Origin of the sequence: Nocardiopsis mangrovi, assembly GCF_042653925.1 — a bacterium.
GTDB classification, from domain to species: Bacteria; Actinomycetota; Actinomycetes; order Streptosporangiales; family Streptosporangiaceae; genus Nocardiopsis_B; species Nocardiopsis_B mangrovi.
This window is the reverse complement of sequence record NZ_JBHSFQ010000017.1, coordinates 82,605-98,882: the sequence shown is the minus strand read 5'-3', so window position 1 is coordinate 98,882 and position 16,278 is coordinate 82,605. Positions and strand designations below refer to the sequence as shown.

The following is a 16,278-nucleotide window of genomic DNA, read 5'->3' as shown; positions in this document are numbered from 1 at the left end:
GCTCACGAACGAGACGGCGAACAGGTAGTAGCCCGGCGAGACCTGCTGCCCGGTCGAGGCGACGAGTGCGGCGGCGATCGTCGGGGTGAATCCGCCGAAGAGCGCCACCGTCGTGTTGTGGCTGAACGACAGGCCGGTGGCCCGCGAGGCCGATGGTGTCGTAGCCGGGCATGAAGGCGATCATGGCCGGGCCGGCCACCATCAGCCGGACCGTCAGGACCAGCCCGTTCTTGCGCCCCTTGCGGTCGGCGTAGGAGCCCAGCACCAGCCCGCCGAGCGGGCGGATGAGGTAGGAGACGCCGAAGACGCCGAAGGCCTGCACCAGTTCCACGCCGGGGTCGTCGGCGGGGAAGAAGGCGTGCCCGATGTAGATGGCGAACAGCGCGTAGATCGCGATGTCGAACCATTCCAGGGTGTTGCCGATGGTGGCCGCAACGATGAGCCGTGCGCGCATCGCCTTCGGGGCACCGGGGGCCGGGCCGCCGGGCGGCGGCGCGGAATCGGTGTGCGGGGTGGCCGGCATGGGGTTCTCCGGTCTGGCGGTCCGTACGCGTCGGCGACGGGGCGGTGGGCACCCGGGTGGCGCGGCCCGGGTCGGGCGGCCGCTCTCGGAGCGGGCCGCGGCGGCGGGCGTCAGCGCAACGGGTGCGGGTGGGTGTCGGGGGAGCCCAGGTCGTGGAAGAGGCCGGCGGCGATCTCCAGGCCCTGCCGGGCGACCCCCGCGTGCAGGTGCTCATCGGGGGCGTGCTGGAGGCAGCCGGGGTAGGAGTGCGGCAGCCAGACGGTGGGCAGGCCGAGGACGCCGGTGAAGACGTGGTTGGGCAGCGAGCCCCCGATGTTGGGGAGCACGGCGATCCCGTCGCCGACGGTGCGTTTCAGGGAGGTGGTCGCCCAGCCGACCCACGGGTGGTCCGGGTCGGTGCGGCTCGCCGGGAAGGACTGGGTGATCCGCGCGTCGACCATGGGGTACCCGGCGGCGTCGAGGTGGGCGCGCAGGGCGCCGGCGAGCCCGCCGAGGTCCGTGCCGACGACGAACCGCAGCTGCACGACCGCGCGGGCGCGGCCCGGGATCGCGTTGACCGGGTTGTCGGCGTCGCCGGCGTCCAGCGCGAGGACCTCCAGCGTGTTCCAGCCGAATACGCGCTCGGCCGCGCTGAGGGTGGTGTCGCCCCAGCCGGCGTCGGGTACGGGATCGCCCGCCGACCCGGCGACGCGCACGTCCGCGAGGGCGGCGCGGACGGGGCCGGGCAGCTCCGCGGGCAGCAGAGCGGGGCAGGTGATGGCGCCGTGACCGTCGACGAGGGTGCCGATGGCGCCGGCCAGGGTGGTGGCGGGGTTGCGCAGCAGCCCGCCCCAGTTGCCCGAGTGGTAGGCGGAGGGGCGGAGGTCTGCCTCCAGTTCGATGGTGGCGCCGCCGCGTGCGCCGAGGAACAGCGTGGGCGTCGACGCGTCGAGCCGCGGGCCGTCGGACGCGATGAGCACGTCGGCGCGCAGCTCCTCGCGGTGCGCGCGGGCGAACTCCGCGAGCCCGGGGGAGCCGGTCTCCTCGCCCGTCTCGATCAGGACCTTCAGGTTGAAGCCGAGCCGTCCGCGTTCGGCGAGGACGATGCGCAGCGCGGCGAGGTTCACGAGGTGCTGGCCCTTGTTGTCGGCCGCGCCCCGCCCGTACCAGCGGTCGCCGTCGGCCGTCAGCTTCCAGGGACCGCGCCCCTCGCTCCACCGGCCCTCGTGGCCGTCGACGACGTCGGCGTGGCCGTAGAGCAGGACGGTCGGCAGATCCGCCCCCTCGGTCCGGGTGGCGAGGAGGAACGGGCCGCCCCCGGCGACCGGGTTCGGGGTGATCGCGACCGAGCAGCCGAGCTCGTCGAGCACGGGGGCGAGCGCGTCGGTCAGATATGCCGTGAGCGCAACGCTCCGCTCCGGCCGTTGACTCTCGGTCGGGTGAGCGACTAGCTCCGACAGCTCCGCGAAGAACCGGCCCGAATCGAAGAATTCCCTGGCCTTGGCGATGACGCTGCTGCGATCCATGGGGGCTGCTCTCGGTTGCGGCTACATTTGCCGCATGAGACTAACCCCGTGGGCCTCTCGGGTACCAATGCCGATTTTCGTCGATGGCGTTGCCGAAAAGGCATGTCGACCTCGTGTGTCGTTTGGCGGGTATCGGCCATGCGGGGCCGGGCCCGCATCGGTGCCGTCATCCGGGGGGTGCCGATCGGGCCGGGGACGGCCCGAGCCCGCGCCGTCATCCGGGGGCCGTCGGGCATGCGGGGTCGGGCCGGCGTCCGTGCCGACGTCCGGGGGCCGTCGGCCATGCGGCGGCCGGGTCGCCTCCGGGCCGTCGCGCGAGGGACGCCGATCGGGCCGGGCCGGGCCCGCACCCGCGGCGCCGCAGAAGAGGTGTCGTCCATGCCGCTGACGCCTCCGGCCCTGACCTACTTCCGGGAGGTCGCCCGCACCGGGTCGATCACCGAGGCCGCCGCCGCCCACCTCATCGCCCCCTCCGCCATCAGCCGGCAGATCGCGAAGCTGGAGGCCGAGATCGGCGTCGCCCTGTTCGAGCGGCACACCCGCGGCATGACGCTCACCGAGGCGGGCCACCGGCTGCTCGTGCACGTCCGGCGCAACGAGATGGAGACGTCGGTGCTGCTCGCCGAGATGCGCGGCATCGACACCGCGGAACCGCGCACCATCACCGTTGCGTGCACCGAGGGGTTCGCCTACCGCGTGGTCCCGCACGCGATGGCCAAGCTGCGCGGGACGCACAGCACGATCGGCTTCCGGCTGGACGTGGTGGGCCGCGAGGAGGCGACGCGCCGCGTGGCCGAGGGGTCGGCCGACATCGGCGCCACCTACGCGATCGGCGACCAGTCGACGGTCCGGGTCGAGTATTCGGCGGTCATGCCGGTGTACGCGGTGGTGCCGCCCGGGCACCCGCTGGCGGAGCGTCCGCACGTCGGCCTCGCCGAACTCTGCGGGTACCCGCTCGCGCTCTCCGCCGAGGGGGCGAGCCAGCGCGAGCTGTTCGACGCCGCCACGCGGATCGAGCGGCTCGACTTCCACACCGTCCTCGAATGCGACCGCGCCGCGGCGGTCTACGAGTTCGCCAGGTCCGGCGGCGGGGTCGCGATCACCAGCGAGCTCGGTGCCCGCAACCGGCCGATCGAGGGCGTCGTGCACGTCCGGCTGGACCACCCCATCTTCGAGCAGCGCCGCGCCCAGATCCAGACCATGATCGGCCGCCGCCACGATCCGCGGATCCCCGATTTCGTCAACGCCCTCATCGCCGAGCTGCCCCCGGCCCACAGCCCGTCCACCGCGTCCACCCCGCGCCTTCAAAGACAGGAGCCCCGGCCGTGAACCCCACCCCTGAGTGCGGCCGCGGGCCGCTCATCGTCATCGCACCGGGCGCGCTCACGCACGAGCAGACCGCGCGTGAGATCACCGAACGCGCCCTGCGCGCCAGGGGCCTGGCCGGTGAGCCGGTCTTCCCCGCCTCCGCCGACGAGATGCACCGCCTCATCCGGTCGGCCGGGGCCGCCACGGGATCGGGTGCGCACACGGAGGCGGCCCCGGCCGCGACCGCGGAGACTGGCGCGAACACGACCGCGGGGGCGAAGCCGGGAACGGACGCGGGAACGCGCGCGGAGGTGGAAGCGGCAACGGGCGCGGCAGTGGAACAGGACGCGAACGCGGTGGCCATGGTGGCCATCGTGGTTCCCGGACCGGAAGGCGCGCCCCCGCACTGGGGAGCCGGTGTGATCCGGGTCGACTTCGGCCCGTGCCCGCCCGATCCGTCCCCCGAGGTCGTGGCGCACATTCGCGGGCGCGGGCTCGACGGCCTGCGCTTCGCCGTCGAGAGCTGGTACCACCGCCGCTTCCACCCCGCTGCGACGCACGCCTACGGCGACCACCCGGAGCAACGCGCGGAGCTGCGCATGCCGGAGGGCGACGGACCGTTCCCCGTCGCGGTGCTCGTCCACGGCGGGTACTGGCGTTCGCGGTGGGCGGCCGACCTCATGGACGCCGCGGCGACCGACCTCACGGCCCGGGGCCATGCGACGTGGAACATCGAGTACCGCCGACCCGACGAGCACGGGTGGGCCGCCACGACGGCCGACGTCGCCACGGCGCTGTCCGCCGTCGCGACGATCCCGGAGGTACGCCGGCTCGACCTGGAGCGCGTGGTCGTCCTCGGCCATTCGGCAGGCGCCCAACTGGCCCTCCGCGCGGCAGCGGACGCGGCGACCGACCCGCGCGCAGGCGCCGCACCGGCCCCCGGCCCCGCCCTCACGGCCGCGCCGCACCCCGGATCCCCGGCTGTGGCGCCGACCCCTACACCGGCACCGGCACGGGCTCGGGCGGCGGCACGGGTGCGTCCGGCGCTCGCCGTCGCTCTCGCCGGCGTCCTCGATCTGCCACTGGGCGACCGGCGGTGGCTCAGCGAGGGCGCGGTGTCGAGCGCACTCGGCGGCCGTCACGACGCCCTCCCGGACGTCTACGCCGCCGCCTCACCCACCCACCGGCTGCCGCTCGGCGTCCCGCAGCTGGTGGTCTGCTGCACGGGCGACGACCCCGACCTCTTGGAGATGAGCCGGGCCCACGCCGCACGCGCATCGGCCACGGCCGACCACGTGACCGTCATCGAAGGCCCCGGAGACCACTTCGACGTGATCGACCCGGCCACCCCCGTCTGGCGACGGATCTGCGCCTCCATCACCCTGCCCCCGGCGCCGGCTCGGTGACGGTTCCGGGCGGCCGAGCCGCTCGGGCGGCGTCACCACCGCGCCGTGACGGCCGCGTTCCTCTTTCCGATCAGGAACCAGCACAGGGCGCCGAGGAACGGCGCGCAGATGATGAACAGCGCCCACACCAGCTTCATACCGAACTCGAGTTCGGAGGTCAGGCTGCTGATGAACGCGGCGATGATGAAGATGAAGTACGCGACGACGAACAGGCCGGCCGTGATCAGTGCGGCCCCGCCCAGGAACATGCCGGGGTCGTCGAGCAGGGATTCGAAGGCGATCATGGTGTGGAGTTCCCTCCGTTCGGGTTCAGCGTCGCTTTCAACGCTAGGGAATCGCCCCTGCTCGGCGCGTCGGCCCGCGGAACCACTTCCCACTACGACGGAAGTCGGTGGTCCGGCCCTGAACGCATCCGATCGTCGGCGCGTGCGCAGGCGGAGGAGCGGTGGGGCCGACCGCGGCACCCGGCACCGGCACCGGGGTCGGGCCGTGCCGACGCCGGCGCCGGCGGCCGGGCGGCCGAACCACGTTGCCCGCGAAGCGAACGGCGATTTCCGCGGCCGGCCCGAGCGGCGGGCCGGCCGCCCCCGGGAGCCCGCCTCCCGTGGGCCGGTCCCCGCGGTCGTCGCGGGTCAGGTCACCAGGCCCCGGCGGTAGGCGTAGACGACCGCCTGGACGCGGTCGCGGAGGCCCAGCTTGGTCAGGATGCGCGACACGAAGGTCTTGACGGTCTCCTGGCTGATCACGAGGGAGGCGGCGATCTCGCTGTTGGACCGGCCGTCCGCGATGAGGCGCAGGACCTCGAGTTCCCGGGGGGTCAGCGGGCTCTCGTGCGGGGCGTCCTCGGTGGGCCGGATCCGGGCGGCGTACTTGCCGACGAGCTGACGCGTGACCTCGGGGTCCAGCAGCGCCGCGCCCGTGGACACCGTCCGGATGCCGTGCAGCAGCTGGGCCGGCGGCGCGTCCTTCAGCAGGAACCCGCTCGCCCCCGCGCGCAGCGCCTCGTAGACGTACTCGTCCAGGTTGAACGTCGTCACCACGAGCACCTTGACCGGCTGCTCCACCCCGGCACCGGCCAGCAGGCGGGTGGCCTCAAGGCCGTCGAGCACCGGCATGCGGATGTCCATCACCACGACGTCCGGGTGCAGCCGGCCGGCGAGGTCGACCGCGGTCCGCCCGTCACCGCACTCGCCCGCGACCTCCAGGTCGGGCTGGGCATCGATGATCGTCACCAGCCCGGTGCGGATCAGCACCTGGTCGTCGCAGACCAGGACCCGGATCGGCGCGGTCATGAGGGGTTCCCCGCGGGTATGCGCGCCCGCACGGTGAAGCCGCCGCCCCCCTCCCGGCCGGCGCTGAAGTCGCCGCCCAGGATGTCGACCCGTTCGCGGAGGCCGGCGAGCCCCCGCCCGCTCCCGCCGGGGGACGCCGTCTTCGATCCGGAGCCGTCGGTGCGGACCTCCACGGTGATCTCCTGTTCGCTGTGGTGCACCCGGACCGCGGTGCGGCTGCCGTTGGCGTACTTGAGGGCGTTGGTCAGGGCCTCCTGCACGACCCGGTAGGCCACGAGTTCCGCGCTGCCGCCGGACTGCGCCGCCGTGCCCTCTTCGGCGAACTCCACCGGCTGCCCGGCCTGGCGCGTCTGCTCCACGAGGGTGCTGACCTCGCCGCGCGACGGTGTCCTCGCCTCGGTGCCGTGGTCGGGGTTGAGCAGGTCCAGCAGGTGGCGCAGGTCGGTGATGGCCCGCCGCCCGGTGTCGGTGACCGCGGTCAGGGTCTGGTCGAGGCGATCGGGCGAAGCGGTGAGATAGCGTGCCGCCTCCGTCTGAACGACCATCGCGGTCACGTGGTGGGTCACGACGTCGTGGAGTTCGCGGGCGATGCGGGTGCGTTCGGCGGCCCGGGTCTCGGCGGCGACGCGGCGGCGGTGCTCGGCCTCCGCGAGCCGGGTGGAGCGCAGCCACGACCCGATCCCCCACACGAAGGCCAGCGCCAGGTAGAAGATCACGAACTCGGCCGGCGGGTAACCGGGTTCGAGCAGCCAGATCACGACCGCCAGCGGCACGAAGGCCACGGAGAACACCACCGCGGTGGTACGCCGGTACCGTTCCAGGTGGGCCGCCGTGCTCAGCAGCGCGATGGGCAGCGTGGTGCCCGCGAACAGGTGGTAGCCGCGCAGCTGGTCGAGGGAGAAGCCCAGGAACACCACGGTGAGGCAGACGATCGGCCACCGCCGGCGCAGGGCGAGCGGGAGGCATTGCATGGCGGCCGCGACGACGGCCAGCGAGTCGAGCGGCCGCGTCGGCAGCGCGCCGAGCTGGGTTCCGGTCCCGTAGGGCTCCATCAGGAGTGACGCGGCGAGGATCACCAACCCCAGCGGGAGATCCCTGAGCGTGACGTCGATCCTGTGCCACAGCTCGGTGATTCGCCGGAAATCGTCCACCGGGGAAGTGTAGTGGTCGCGGAATCGCGGTCCGCGCGCCGATGGCGGCGGCCGCCAGGCGGTCCGGCGGAGCAGGGCCGCCCGGCGCCGCCCCGGGGTCACCCCGCGTAGGCCCGCCTGCCGGCCGCCCCCGGGACGGGCGGAACGGCGCGGTCGCGGAGGCGAGGGCGACCGGAGATGCGACCACGGCACGCAGAAGGGGCCCCGCGCGATGCACGGAACCCCTTCTGACCTGCGGAGGATCGGGGATTTGAACCCCGGATCGAGTTGCCCCGAAACCGCATTAGCAGTGCGGCGCCATAGACCGGACTAGGCGAATCCTCCTGGCTGGGATAAGAGTACCCAGCCCGGGGGTGCGCGTGCAAAACGGAGGCGGGTCGGGGGAGTCAGGAGGTGGTGCGTTCGATGGTGAGGTCGGCGTCGAGGCGGAGTTTGGCGACCGCTCGGGAGAGGGTGCTCTTCACCGTGCCGATCGTGACGCCCATGCGGTCGGCGATCTGGGCCTCGGTCATGTCCTCGTAGTAGCGCAGCAGGACGGTGGCGCGCTGGCGTTCGGGGAGCCGGTCGACGGCGCGGTGGACGACGTCGGCGAGGTCGCTCTTCCAGGTGGGGTCGTCCACGCGCTGCTCGGGGATGTCGTCGGTGGGGTGGACGGTGAGCCGCTGCCGGCGCCACTCGGAGATCTGGGTGTTGACCATCGCGCGCCGCACGTAGCCGTCACGCGCCTTGGGGTTGGCGATGCGGTCCCAGGCGAAGAACGTCTTGATCAGTGCGGCTTGGAGGAGGTCTTCGGCGTCGGAGCGGTTGCCCGTGATGCCCTGGGCCATGCGCAGCAGCGCCGGGCCGCGTGCGGCGACGTAGGTCGAGAACTCCTCGTGCCTGGGGCCTCCGATTGTGTCCGCCACATGATCACCGACCCGGATGCGTCCGCGCGGCGGCGCGGACTGCGGAACGTGCCCTCGATCACAGCCGTATCTGGGTTCTCACTGTTGCACGCGGGGTGTAATCGTGAGGGCTGCCCCGGGCCACGGTCCGACAAACCCGGCGATCGGCAGTAATCCGAACATCAGTGGCCACAGGCGATTTCGGGTGATCTTCGGTGTGGGCGTGGTATTTCGCTCCTGTCCGCTCCCGGGTGTTTCGTCCGTTCTTTTCGGTCGGCATTTTTCCCAGGGCCGCTCCGCCCGCATCCCGCGGGCGGCCGTGGGGGACGGGCCCGGCGTAGCGCGGGCCGACAAGATTCCCGGCCGCGCGGCGTGTGGCGAGCGAGCGGGCGCCGGCGGCGTGAGAATGGATGGGGACACAGGGGCGGAGGTTGTGTGATGTCGGCAGATGTGGGGGACCGCTGGAGGTTCACCGCGGCCCTGCTCGGCGACGCCGCCGCCCCCGAACCCGATGACGCCTGGGCGCGCACCGCGCGCGGCGCGGTCGTCGACGCCACCCCCGGCCTTCTGTGCGTGGCCACGCCGCACGGCGAGGAGCGGTTCCTGATCGACGCCTCCACCACGTTCTGGTGCGGACGCGAGGCGGGCGTCGCCGACCTGCGCGCGGGCGACGACGTCATCGTCCGGCTGCGCCCCGGCGGGCGCTGGGTCGCCGAACGCGTCTGGGCCCGGATCGCCCGGGTCACCGGCGTGATCGCCGCACGTTCCGGCGACACGACGCTCGACATCGACCCCGGTCACGGCCGCCCGCACCGCGGCGTCGAGATCCCCTACCGGGCCTCCGGCCGCATCGGCGTGCGCCACCCCGTGCTGGAACCCGGCTACCTGTTCGACGCCGTGGGCGTGTGGGACGACGGCGCGCTGCGGGCGCTCGTCCCCGCGACCACCCAGCCGCCCTTCCCCGTGTGGGACGCGCCCCCGCGCCCCCGCGGCCGGCGCCGCGGCGCCCACACGCCGTCCGGCGCGGCCCTCCCCGACCCTGTGGGGCCCGTCGACCCCGCAGATCCGGCCACCGCGGCGTCGCCCGATCCTTCCCCGCCCGCCGGTCCGCCGGCCGAACCCGGGCGGTCGGGTCCCGTTGCGGGCATGCGCGCCGTCCGGCTGGAACGGGCCGGGGACCCCCGGCCCGACCGCCGCCCCTGGTGGCGGCGGCTGCAACCGCTCCCCCCGGCAGCGGCGGTCTCCACCCGCCGCATATCCGGGCCGGTCGGCTGGTACGACCCCGTCGACGGGGCGGCCACCCACGAGGACCCCCGTGCGCGGCTCTCCGGCGCCGCCTACCCCGCTCTGGAGCCGGGCGCCTGTGGCGAGCCCCGCTGCGACGACACCGACCCCTGCCTCGCCCTCCCCCTGATGTCGCGCGGGACCTCCTTCGCCCTGCGCAACGACTGCACCGGGGAATCGGGTGCGCTGGCCGTGGTGGACTGCGCCGCGGCCACCGGTCACTTCTGCGACCGCTGCGCCGCCTGCGAAACCGGCGGGAACGGTGAGAGCGGACGGATCGCGATGCTGACCCTGTCCAGCTTCATCGCTCTGGGAGGGCATCCCGAGACGGGATGCTTCAACGCGACGATGACCGTGGGGTGACCGGTGACCGACCTGCTCCGAGAGATCCAACTGCCCGTCCTTGTGGCGGCGCTCCTGCTGGGGGCGGTCGCCAAGCTCGCGGACCGATCGTCCCGCGGCCAGGGACCGGCGTCTCTGCTCCCCCTCGGCCTGCGCCGCCCCGTCACCGCCGCCAATGGTGTGCTGGAGGTGCTGCTGGGGGTGGCGCTGCTGGTGGTCGCCGGGCCGCTGGGCGACATCGCCCGCGCGGCCGCCGCCGCGCTGTTCGCGGTCGGCCTGGTGGTCGTCGTGGCCGCCGCCCGGCGCCACCCGGAGCTGGGCTGCGGCTGCTTCGGCGGGTTGAGCACGACGCCCGTGGGGTGGCGCACCATCACCCGGACCGTGTTGTTCGGTGCCGCCGCGGCGGTCACTCTGGGGCTCGGGGTCTCGGGCATCGACGTGCTGGCCGCGTTCACCCCGGCGCACGGCGGGCTGCTGGCCGCCGAGGTGCTGGCCTTCGCGCTGCTGTCGCCGGAGCTGACCGGCCCGGCGTGGGGGGCGGTGCGCGGGCGGCCGTGCGAGCTGCGCGAGGTCCCGCTCGCCCGCTCGCTCTCCCGGCTGCGGGCGAGCGACGTGTGGCAGGCCAACGCGTGGATGCTCGGCTCCAATGAGCCCGACGACGCGTGGCGGCAGGGGTGCTGGCGGATGCTCCGGTTCACCGGGCGCCGCGACGGGCGCCCGGTGGACATGGTGTTCGGGGTGCCCGTCCAGGGGCGCAGGCCGGCGATCCGCGCGGTGATAAGCGACGCCGTCACGGGGTCCACGCTGGCGGTCCTGGGCGAGGTCGCCGGGGGGCCGGCCCTTCCGTCGTCCCGTGACCCGGTGCCGCCGCGCCCGACCCGCACGGTCATCCCGGTGGTCCCCGCCGCGGGGCCGTCGGGTCCGGCGCCGGCGCCCGAGCCGGAACCCGTCGAAGAGCCGGTCGGGGAGTCGGTCGGGGAGCCCGTCCGGATCGACGTCCCGCAGCAGGAGCGGGTGCAACTCCCCGAGGAGGAGAGCGTCCAGGGCTGACAGGGATGATGTTCCGGGGGACCGGGCCGGTCCGCGCACAGAGGCGCCGGCCGGGCCGGCCGGAAACGGGTGCGCCGAGCCCGGTCGGTCGCGCGGGCCGTCAGTGGACCGCCGAATGCCGTGGTCCGGGATCGAGGACGGTGGCCTTGGCGCGTCTCCCGTGGGGGATCGCCTACGAGTGGCGCCTCAGGCGCAGGTAGCGGCCGAAGTGGGGGACGGTGAACGCGATGGTGTCGCGTGTCGCGCTGTGCACGAGCCCCTTGCGGATCAGGGAGTCGAGAGCGGGGCAGGGGGCCGCGAGCGGTCGGCCCAGCGCGGTGGCGACCTCGGCGGCGCGCACCGGGCGGTCGCCCATGGCCGCCATGGCCCGCATGTAGGAGCGCTCGGCCGGGGTGGCGCGCTCATAGCGGCCGCCGAAGAAGCCCGCCGCCAGCTCGTCGTCGGCGTCGGGCACCGCCGCCGCGACGTCACCGGCCGAGATGGGGCTGCGCAGCGCGACGTCCCAGGTGGCCCTGGCGTAGGTCTGGACGAAGAACGGGTACCCGCCGGAGACCTCGTAGAGCGAGTCGAGCGCGCCGGGCTCGAAGGCGACGCCTTCGAGCCGCGCCGGGACGACCAGGGCGTCGATGGCGGCCGCCCGGCCCAGCGGGCCGACGCGCGCATAGCGGAACAGCCGCTCGGCGTAGCTCCGGGAGTCGGCGAGCAGCGCGGGCAGGTGCGGCAGCCCGGCGCCCACGACGATCAGCGGCCCGCCGGTCTGCGCGAGTTCGTGGCACGCGGTGCACAGCGCCGCGAGGTCGTCGGCGGAGAGGTCGTGCATCTCGTCGATGAACAGCGCGATGCCCGTGCCGAGGTCGGCGGCGATGGCGGCGGACTCGGCGAACAGATCCGTGAGGTCGCTCCCGGGGCCGACGGAGCCGGCCCGGCCGCGGACGGGGGCGGGGGGCTCCGGGCCGGCTCCGGTCGGTCGGCCCCGGTCATCCGTGCCGGGGCGGTCTGCGGGGGCGCCCGCGAACGCCGCGAGCGCGCTCATGGCGCGGTCGACGCGTTCCGGCGCCCGGTGGCGCTGGGCGAGGTCGCGCAGGGCGCCGCCCAAGGCGGCCGCGAGCTGCGGGCGGATGGGCCGGCCGGGCCGGGCCTCGACCTTGCCGGTGCCCCACCGGCGCCGGGCGGCCATGGTCCGGAAGGCGCTGAGCAGCGCGGTCTTGCCCACGCCGCGCATGCCCGTGAGGACCACGCCGCGTTCGGGGCGTCCGCGCGCCACGCGTTCGAGTACCACCCCGAACCGCTGGAGCTCGCGTTCGCGCCCGGCGAGTTCGGGCGGGCGCTGTCCCGCCCCCGGGGCGAAGGGGTTGCGTACGGGGTCGAGGCCCGCGGGTTCGCCGACGGGCTCCAGCGCGGCTTCGAGGGAGCGGTAGAACGCGGCCGTGGTCGGTGCGGCCCAGTCGACGCGCCGCAGGGCGTGGCGGTCGTCGGAGGAGGAGTGGGGGGCGCGCCCGGCCCCGCCGGGCCGGGTCGCCGTCCGACCAGGGACGTGCGCTGCCGTGGTCATGCCCCCCACCCCCTTCATCATCGAACGCATGTTCGATATGAAGATTTTAGTGGATCCCCCGATCCGGCGCCACCCGGCCGCTCCCCGACATGCGGCGCCGGTGCGGTCGCCGGCCCGCGGGTACCCGCCGTGGACGCCGGCCGGCGCAGGTGGCGGCGGCGTCCGCCACTCAGGCGCGAGGGTCCGCCCCCGCCGTACGCGTTCCGTGGGACGCCGTCGCGGAGCGCAAAGGGCGCGGAGGCGGCCTCTCGGCGTCCCGGGCGGGGGACCGGCCGGCCGGCGGCCTCCGGGAGCGCGGTCCTCCGCGGCCCCGGTCCCCGGGCGCCGGCCGCCGCGCAGGCCGCGTCGGCGCGGTCGCCCCGCGGTCCCGTGCGGCGGCCGGACGCCGCCCCTTCGCCCCGGCAGGGGTGCCGCGCGCGGGGAGCGCGCGGGGAGGGCACGGTGCGGTCCCCGCCGCCGCGCCCGTGTCCCGCGGGCGCGGCTCAGCGGTCGAGGATCTCCCGTTCCCGCTCCAGGGCGGCGTTGGTGAAGTCGGTGAGCAGGGTCTCGAAGTCGTTGTCCCCGCTCGCGCCGAGTACGGACGTCGTGCCCAGGACGTCGCCGTTGCGGTAGACCAGGGTGTAGAGCGAGATCGAGTCGCCGCCCACCTCGGTGTCCACGACGAAGGCGCGCGAGGCGTCGCCGACCTGCTCCAGGTCGATGCCGGTCACCCGGTACGACGAGGTCGTCCCGTCCTGCATCGTGGCGGTGTAGGAGTCGCACTCGGCCGGCGGTGCGGTGTCGACGGCCTCCTGGGCGGTCCCGGCGGGCGCGTCGATCAGCAGGTGCGAGATGGTGTCGCCGCCGCGGGCGAAGGTGGCCAGCGACGCCGCCGCCTCGCGCACCTCGGGCAGCCGCCCCCACTGGTTGATGGAGTCGAGGCAGCCGGGCTTGTCCAGCTCGGTGACCTCGCGCAGCTTGTCGGTCTGGCGCACGGTCGCCAGCTCGCCGTAGACGCCCTGCTCGCTGCGCTCGGGGACCACCTTCGCCTCGCCGAACTGGACGAGCTGGGCGGTGGACAGAGCGGAGGCCGCGTCGGCGCCGGAACCGGACTCCTGATCGGCGGTGTCCCCGCCCCCGCCCGCGGTGCCGCAGGCGGTGGCGGCGGCGAGCAGCCAGGCGCAGGCGAGTGCCGATGCCGCGGCCGGGCGCGGTCGCAGGGGATGCTCCATGGTGGTATTTCCTGTTCTGTGCGATATTGCCGCTGAGGTGACAGGCACGTTTCCGAAACCTCGTCGCCGAACGTAGCCTTGGGTTTGCACAGAGTATCGAGGAAGGACAATGGTGTCGGAGCGGAATTCGGCGTATCTCCGGGCGGTGCTCGGTTCCATCCCGCCCTACAAGCCGGGGCGCAGCGTCGCCGGGCCCGGCGGGCGGTCCGTCAAGCTCTCGTCCAACGAGAGCCCCTACGGCCCGCTGCCCTCGGTGCTCGACGCGGTCGCGGCGGCGGCCACCGAGCTCAACCGGTACCCCGACTCAGGCGCTGCCGAGCTGACCGCCGCGCTCGCCGACCGCTTCCGCGTCCCCGCCGACCACGTCGCGGTCGGCGCGGGGTCCGTGGGCATCCTCCAGCAGCTCCTGGAGGCCACCGCCGAGCCCGGCGCCGAGGTGGCCTACGCCTGGCGCTCCTTCGAGGCCTACCCGCTGCTCGCGGAGCTCTCCGGGGCCACGTCGGTCACGGCGCCGCTCGCCGATGAGACCCACGACCTCGACGCGCTCGCCGCCGCCATCACCGACCGCACGCGCCTGGTCTTCGTGTGCAATCCCAACAACCCCACCGGCACGGTCGTCCACGAGGCGGAGCTGACCGCGTTCCTGGACCGGGTGCCCGATCACGTCCTGGTGGTCCTCGACGAGGCGTACCGCGAATACGTCCGCGACCCCGCCGTGCCCGATGGCGTCGACCTCTACCGCGACCGCCCCAACGTCGCCGTGCTGCGGACGTTCTCCAAGGCATACGGGCTGGCCGCCCTGCGGGTCGGGTTCCTCATCGGCCACCCGCACGTGGCCACCGCGGTGCGCAAGACCATGGTCCCTTTCGCGGTCAACCACGTCGCCCAGGCGGCCGCCCTGGCGTCGCTGGACGCCGAGGCCGAGCTGCTGGAGCGCGTGGCAGCCACGGTCGCGGAGCGCGACCGGGTCCGCGACGCCCTGCTGGCCGACGGCTGGACCGTGCCGCCCACCGAGGCGAACTTCGTCTGGCTGCGGCTGGGCCCCGACACCCTCGACTTCGCCGGCTCCTGCGAGGCCGCCGGGGTGGCCGTGCGCCCGTTCGCGGGCGAGGGGCTGCGCGTGAGCATCGGCACCCCTGAGGACAACGACGCCTTCCTGGCCGTCGCCCGCGCCTACCCGGAGCGCAACGGCGGCTGACGCCGCCCCGGAACGCCGGAGGCGGGGAGAGGGCACCGCTCCTCCCCGCCGGTGGTCCGCGCGCGGCCGGCGGGGCGCTGGAAGGTACCTGCCGCCCTCGTCGCGGCGCCCCTGCGGGCACGCTCGACGGGGGTTCCGCCCGACTCGCGGGTCGCCTTCACGCCGATGGCTTCCCTCGTCGCCGGGCGGCTACTTTCCGGCCTTGTCCTTGTCGAGCTTCTCGATGATCAGCCGGTAGAGCTGCCGGGGGCGCCCCGGCTGGAGCGTGCGGTTGGGCGGCAGCGGCCAGGCCAGCCCCTCTTCGACGAGGGTGCGCAGCAGCCGGCGCGCCGTACGCGGGGTCACCCCGAGCATGCGCCCGGCGTTCTCCGCGTCGACCACCAGCGGCCCGTCCTCCTCGGCGATCTTCTCCGACAGCCGCATCAGGGTCTCGCGGCCCTTGGTGCGCAGCGGCTCGGGAGACTGGCGCTGGGGTGCCCGCTGCGCCGGAACCAGCGACCGGCCCTCGCGGTCGACCGCGAAGCTCTGACGCGTGGCCTGGGCGCGGCTCAGGGCGGCGCGTGCGTGGGTCTCGGCGTCCTGGGTGGTGCGGCCCATGCCGATCCCCACCTCGATCGCGATCCCGAGCTCCGCCTTGATCCGCTCGACGAACGGCGGCTGGCGGAACCCCTCGGTCGCCGTGACGAGCGACCCGCGCGTCGCGGTGATCATGAAGGTGTGGTCGTCGACCGGGTGCGCCGTGGCGTTGATGCGGTGGGCTTCCTGCAGCAGCAGCCGGTGCAGGGCCAGCCGCAGCTCATCGCGCCAGTAGCGGGGCGTGGAGCGCCGGGTGGAGTCGCGCAGGGTGGGGACGTCGACCACCACCACCCCGAGCTGGGCCTCCTCCAGGCGGTGGTGGGCGCCGAGCAGGCCCGCGGTCTGGAGCGCGCTGCGGACACCGGCGTTGGTCGGGCGCAGGCGCATCACCGGCACGCCGATGGCCTCCAGGCGCTCGGCCACCCCGCGAACGCAGGTGATGGCCATACGGGTCACCTTGCGCCGCCACAGGCCCTCGTGGAACGAGGTGAGCTGTGCCGTGCTCGTCAGCTCCTCGTGCACATGGATTCCGTCGACGGGAAGGTCGACCTCGGAATATGCCTCGACGACGTCGGTCCTGCTCAGGACGTCGAGACTGGCCCGCGTGGGGTCGAATCTCTCGTCGAGTGTGGCCCGCAGGAGGGCCTCGTGCAGGCTGGCCCCGCCGAGCGGGACGTAGGTCGCGGGCATCGTCAGGACCCCGGCCTTACGCGCGAACTCGTAGGGGACCGGGCTCGCGAAGAGATACGCGTCGATCGCGGACCCCAGGCGCAGCACCTTGTCGGTCGCCTCTTGCTCGTCTCGATAAGCGGCGGCGATGAGTCTGGCGTTGAGCGGCCCTGTGGAGCCGGGGCCCATGAGCATGACCCGTTCGACCACCTCGTGGGGCCCGATGACACCAATAGTCAAATCGCCAGTACGCTGCGCACTCACCTCGGGCTGCTCCCCGCTACCATTCCACGCTCTTCACTATGTGCGCCCACTGGTTCCCGAACC

General features: G+C 74.2%; 13 protein-coding genes, 1 tRNA gene and 1 pseudogene. 5 read left to right on the top strand and 10 right to left on the bottom strand.

The features are described 5' to 3' along the window. Window positions 1-169: 169 nt before the first annotated feature. A pseudogene (locus ACFO4E_RS17775) lies at window positions 170-454 on the bottom strand (MFS transporter); the annotation flags it as partial. A gap of 179 nt (window positions 455-633) precedes the next feature. Beyond that, window positions 634-2,028 carry a M20 family metallopeptidase gene (locus ACFO4E_RS17770; protein ID WP_378576225.1) on the bottom strand — a complete coding sequence of 465 codons (1,395 nt, stop codon included), beginning with the start codon at window positions 2,026-2,028 and terminating at the stop codon, window positions 634-636. Between the two features lie 378 nt (window positions 2,029-2,406). Here ACFO4E_RS17770 and ACFO4E_RS17765 point away from each other — a divergent pair, with 378 nt between their 5' ends. Both ACFO4E_RS17765 and ACFO4E_RS17760 read left to right on the top strand, forming a co-directional pair. After that, window positions 2,407-3,357, top strand: coding sequence for a LysR family transcriptional regulator (locus ACFO4E_RS17765; protein ID WP_378576223.1), 951 nt, complete (start codon window positions 2,407-2,409; stop codon window positions 3,355-3,357). After that, window positions 3,354-4,742, top strand: a complete 1,389-nt coding sequence (locus ACFO4E_RS17760; RefSeq protein ID WP_378576221.1) for an alpha/beta fold hydrolase — start codon at window positions 3,354-3,356, stop codon at window positions 4,740-4,742. The genes ACFO4E_RS17765 and ACFO4E_RS17760 overlap by 4 nt, the downstream gene beginning before the upstream one ends. 32 nt (window positions 4,743-4,774) lie before the next feature. Here ACFO4E_RS17760 and ACFO4E_RS17755 read toward each other — a convergent pair whose 3' ends face one another. The 5 genes from ACFO4E_RS17755 to ACFO4E_RS17735 form a co-directional block, all read right to left on the bottom strand. Further along, the gene (locus tag ACFO4E_RS17755) at window positions 4,775-5,026 is read right to left on the bottom strand and encodes a PLDc N-terminal domain-containing protein (RefSeq protein ID WP_378576220.1); all 252 of its coding nucleotides are present in this window, start codon (window positions 5,024-5,026) and stop codon (window positions 4,775-4,777) included. Between the two features lie 348 nt (window positions 5,027-5,374). Continuing rightward, a complete protein-coding gene (locus ACFO4E_RS17750; RefSeq protein WP_378576218.1) occupies window positions 5,375-6,034 on the bottom strand; it encodes a response regulator in 660 nt (219 codons plus the stop codon). Then, the gene (locus ACFO4E_RS17745) at window positions 6,031-7,185 is read right to left on the bottom strand and encodes a sensor histidine kinase (protein ID WP_378576216.1); all 1,155 of its coding nucleotides are present in this window, start codon (window positions 7,183-7,185) and stop codon (window positions 6,031-6,033) included. The genes ACFO4E_RS17750 and ACFO4E_RS17745 overlap by 4 nt, the downstream gene beginning before the upstream one ends. 235 nt (window positions 7,186-7,420) lie before the next feature. Further along, window positions 7,421-7,509: transfer RNA gene (locus ACFO4E_RS17740), tRNA-Ser, on the bottom strand. A gap of 62 nt (window positions 7,510-7,571) precedes the next feature. Continuing rightward, the gene (locus ACFO4E_RS17735; protein ID WP_378576215.1) at window positions 7,572-8,090 is read right to left on the bottom strand and encodes a SigE family RNA polymerase sigma factor; all 519 of its coding nucleotides are present in this window, start codon (window positions 8,088-8,090) and stop codon (window positions 7,572-7,574) included. 417 nt (window positions 8,091-8,507) lie between these two features. Here ACFO4E_RS17735 and ACFO4E_RS17730 point away from each other — a divergent pair, with 417 nt between their 5' ends. Beyond that, window positions 8,508-9,716, top strand: coding sequence for a hypothetical protein (locus ACFO4E_RS17730; RefSeq protein ID WP_378576213.1), 1,209 nt, complete (start codon window positions 8,508-8,510; stop codon window positions 9,714-9,716). Window positions 9,717-9,719: 3 nt separating this feature from the next. Next, complete coding sequence (locus tag ACFO4E_RS17725; protein ID WP_378576212.1) at window positions 9,720-10,745, top strand: MauE/DoxX family redox-associated membrane protein; 1,026 nt, start codon at window positions 9,720-9,722, stop codon at window positions 10,743-10,745. Between the two features lie 172 nt (window positions 10,746-10,917). On the opposite strand, the gene ACFO4E_RS17720 is transcribed toward ACFO4E_RS17725, so the two are convergent. Next, on the bottom strand, window positions 10,918-12,297 hold the full coding sequence (locus tag ACFO4E_RS17720; RefSeq protein ID WP_378576210.1) for an AAA family ATPase: 1,380 nt from the start codon (window positions 12,295-12,297) through the stop codon (window positions 10,918-10,920). A 482-nt stretch (window positions 12,298-12,779) separates the two neighbouring features. Next, window positions 12,780-13,508, bottom strand: coding sequence for a hypothetical protein (locus ACFO4E_RS17715; RefSeq protein WP_378576208.1), 729 nt, complete (start codon window positions 13,506-13,508; stop codon window positions 12,780-12,782). A 109-nt stretch (window positions 13,509-13,617) separates the two neighbouring features. Here ACFO4E_RS17715 and hisC point away from each other — a divergent pair, with 109 nt between their 5' ends. After that, window positions 13,618-14,706 carry a histidinol-phosphate transaminase gene (hisC, locus tag ACFO4E_RS17710; protein ID WP_378576207.1) on the top strand — a complete coding sequence of 363 codons (1,089 nt, stop codon included), beginning with the start codon at window positions 13,618-13,620 and terminating at the stop codon, window positions 14,704-14,706. A 189-nt stretch (window positions 14,707-14,895) separates the two neighbouring features. On the opposite strand, the gene ACFO4E_RS17705 is transcribed toward hisC, so the two are convergent. Continuing rightward, a complete protein-coding gene (locus ACFO4E_RS17705) occupies window positions 14,896-16,161 on the bottom strand; it encodes a transcriptional regulator (RefSeq protein ID WP_378535910.1) in 1,266 nt (421 codons plus the stop codon). Window positions 16,162-16,278: the final 117 nt, after the last annotated feature.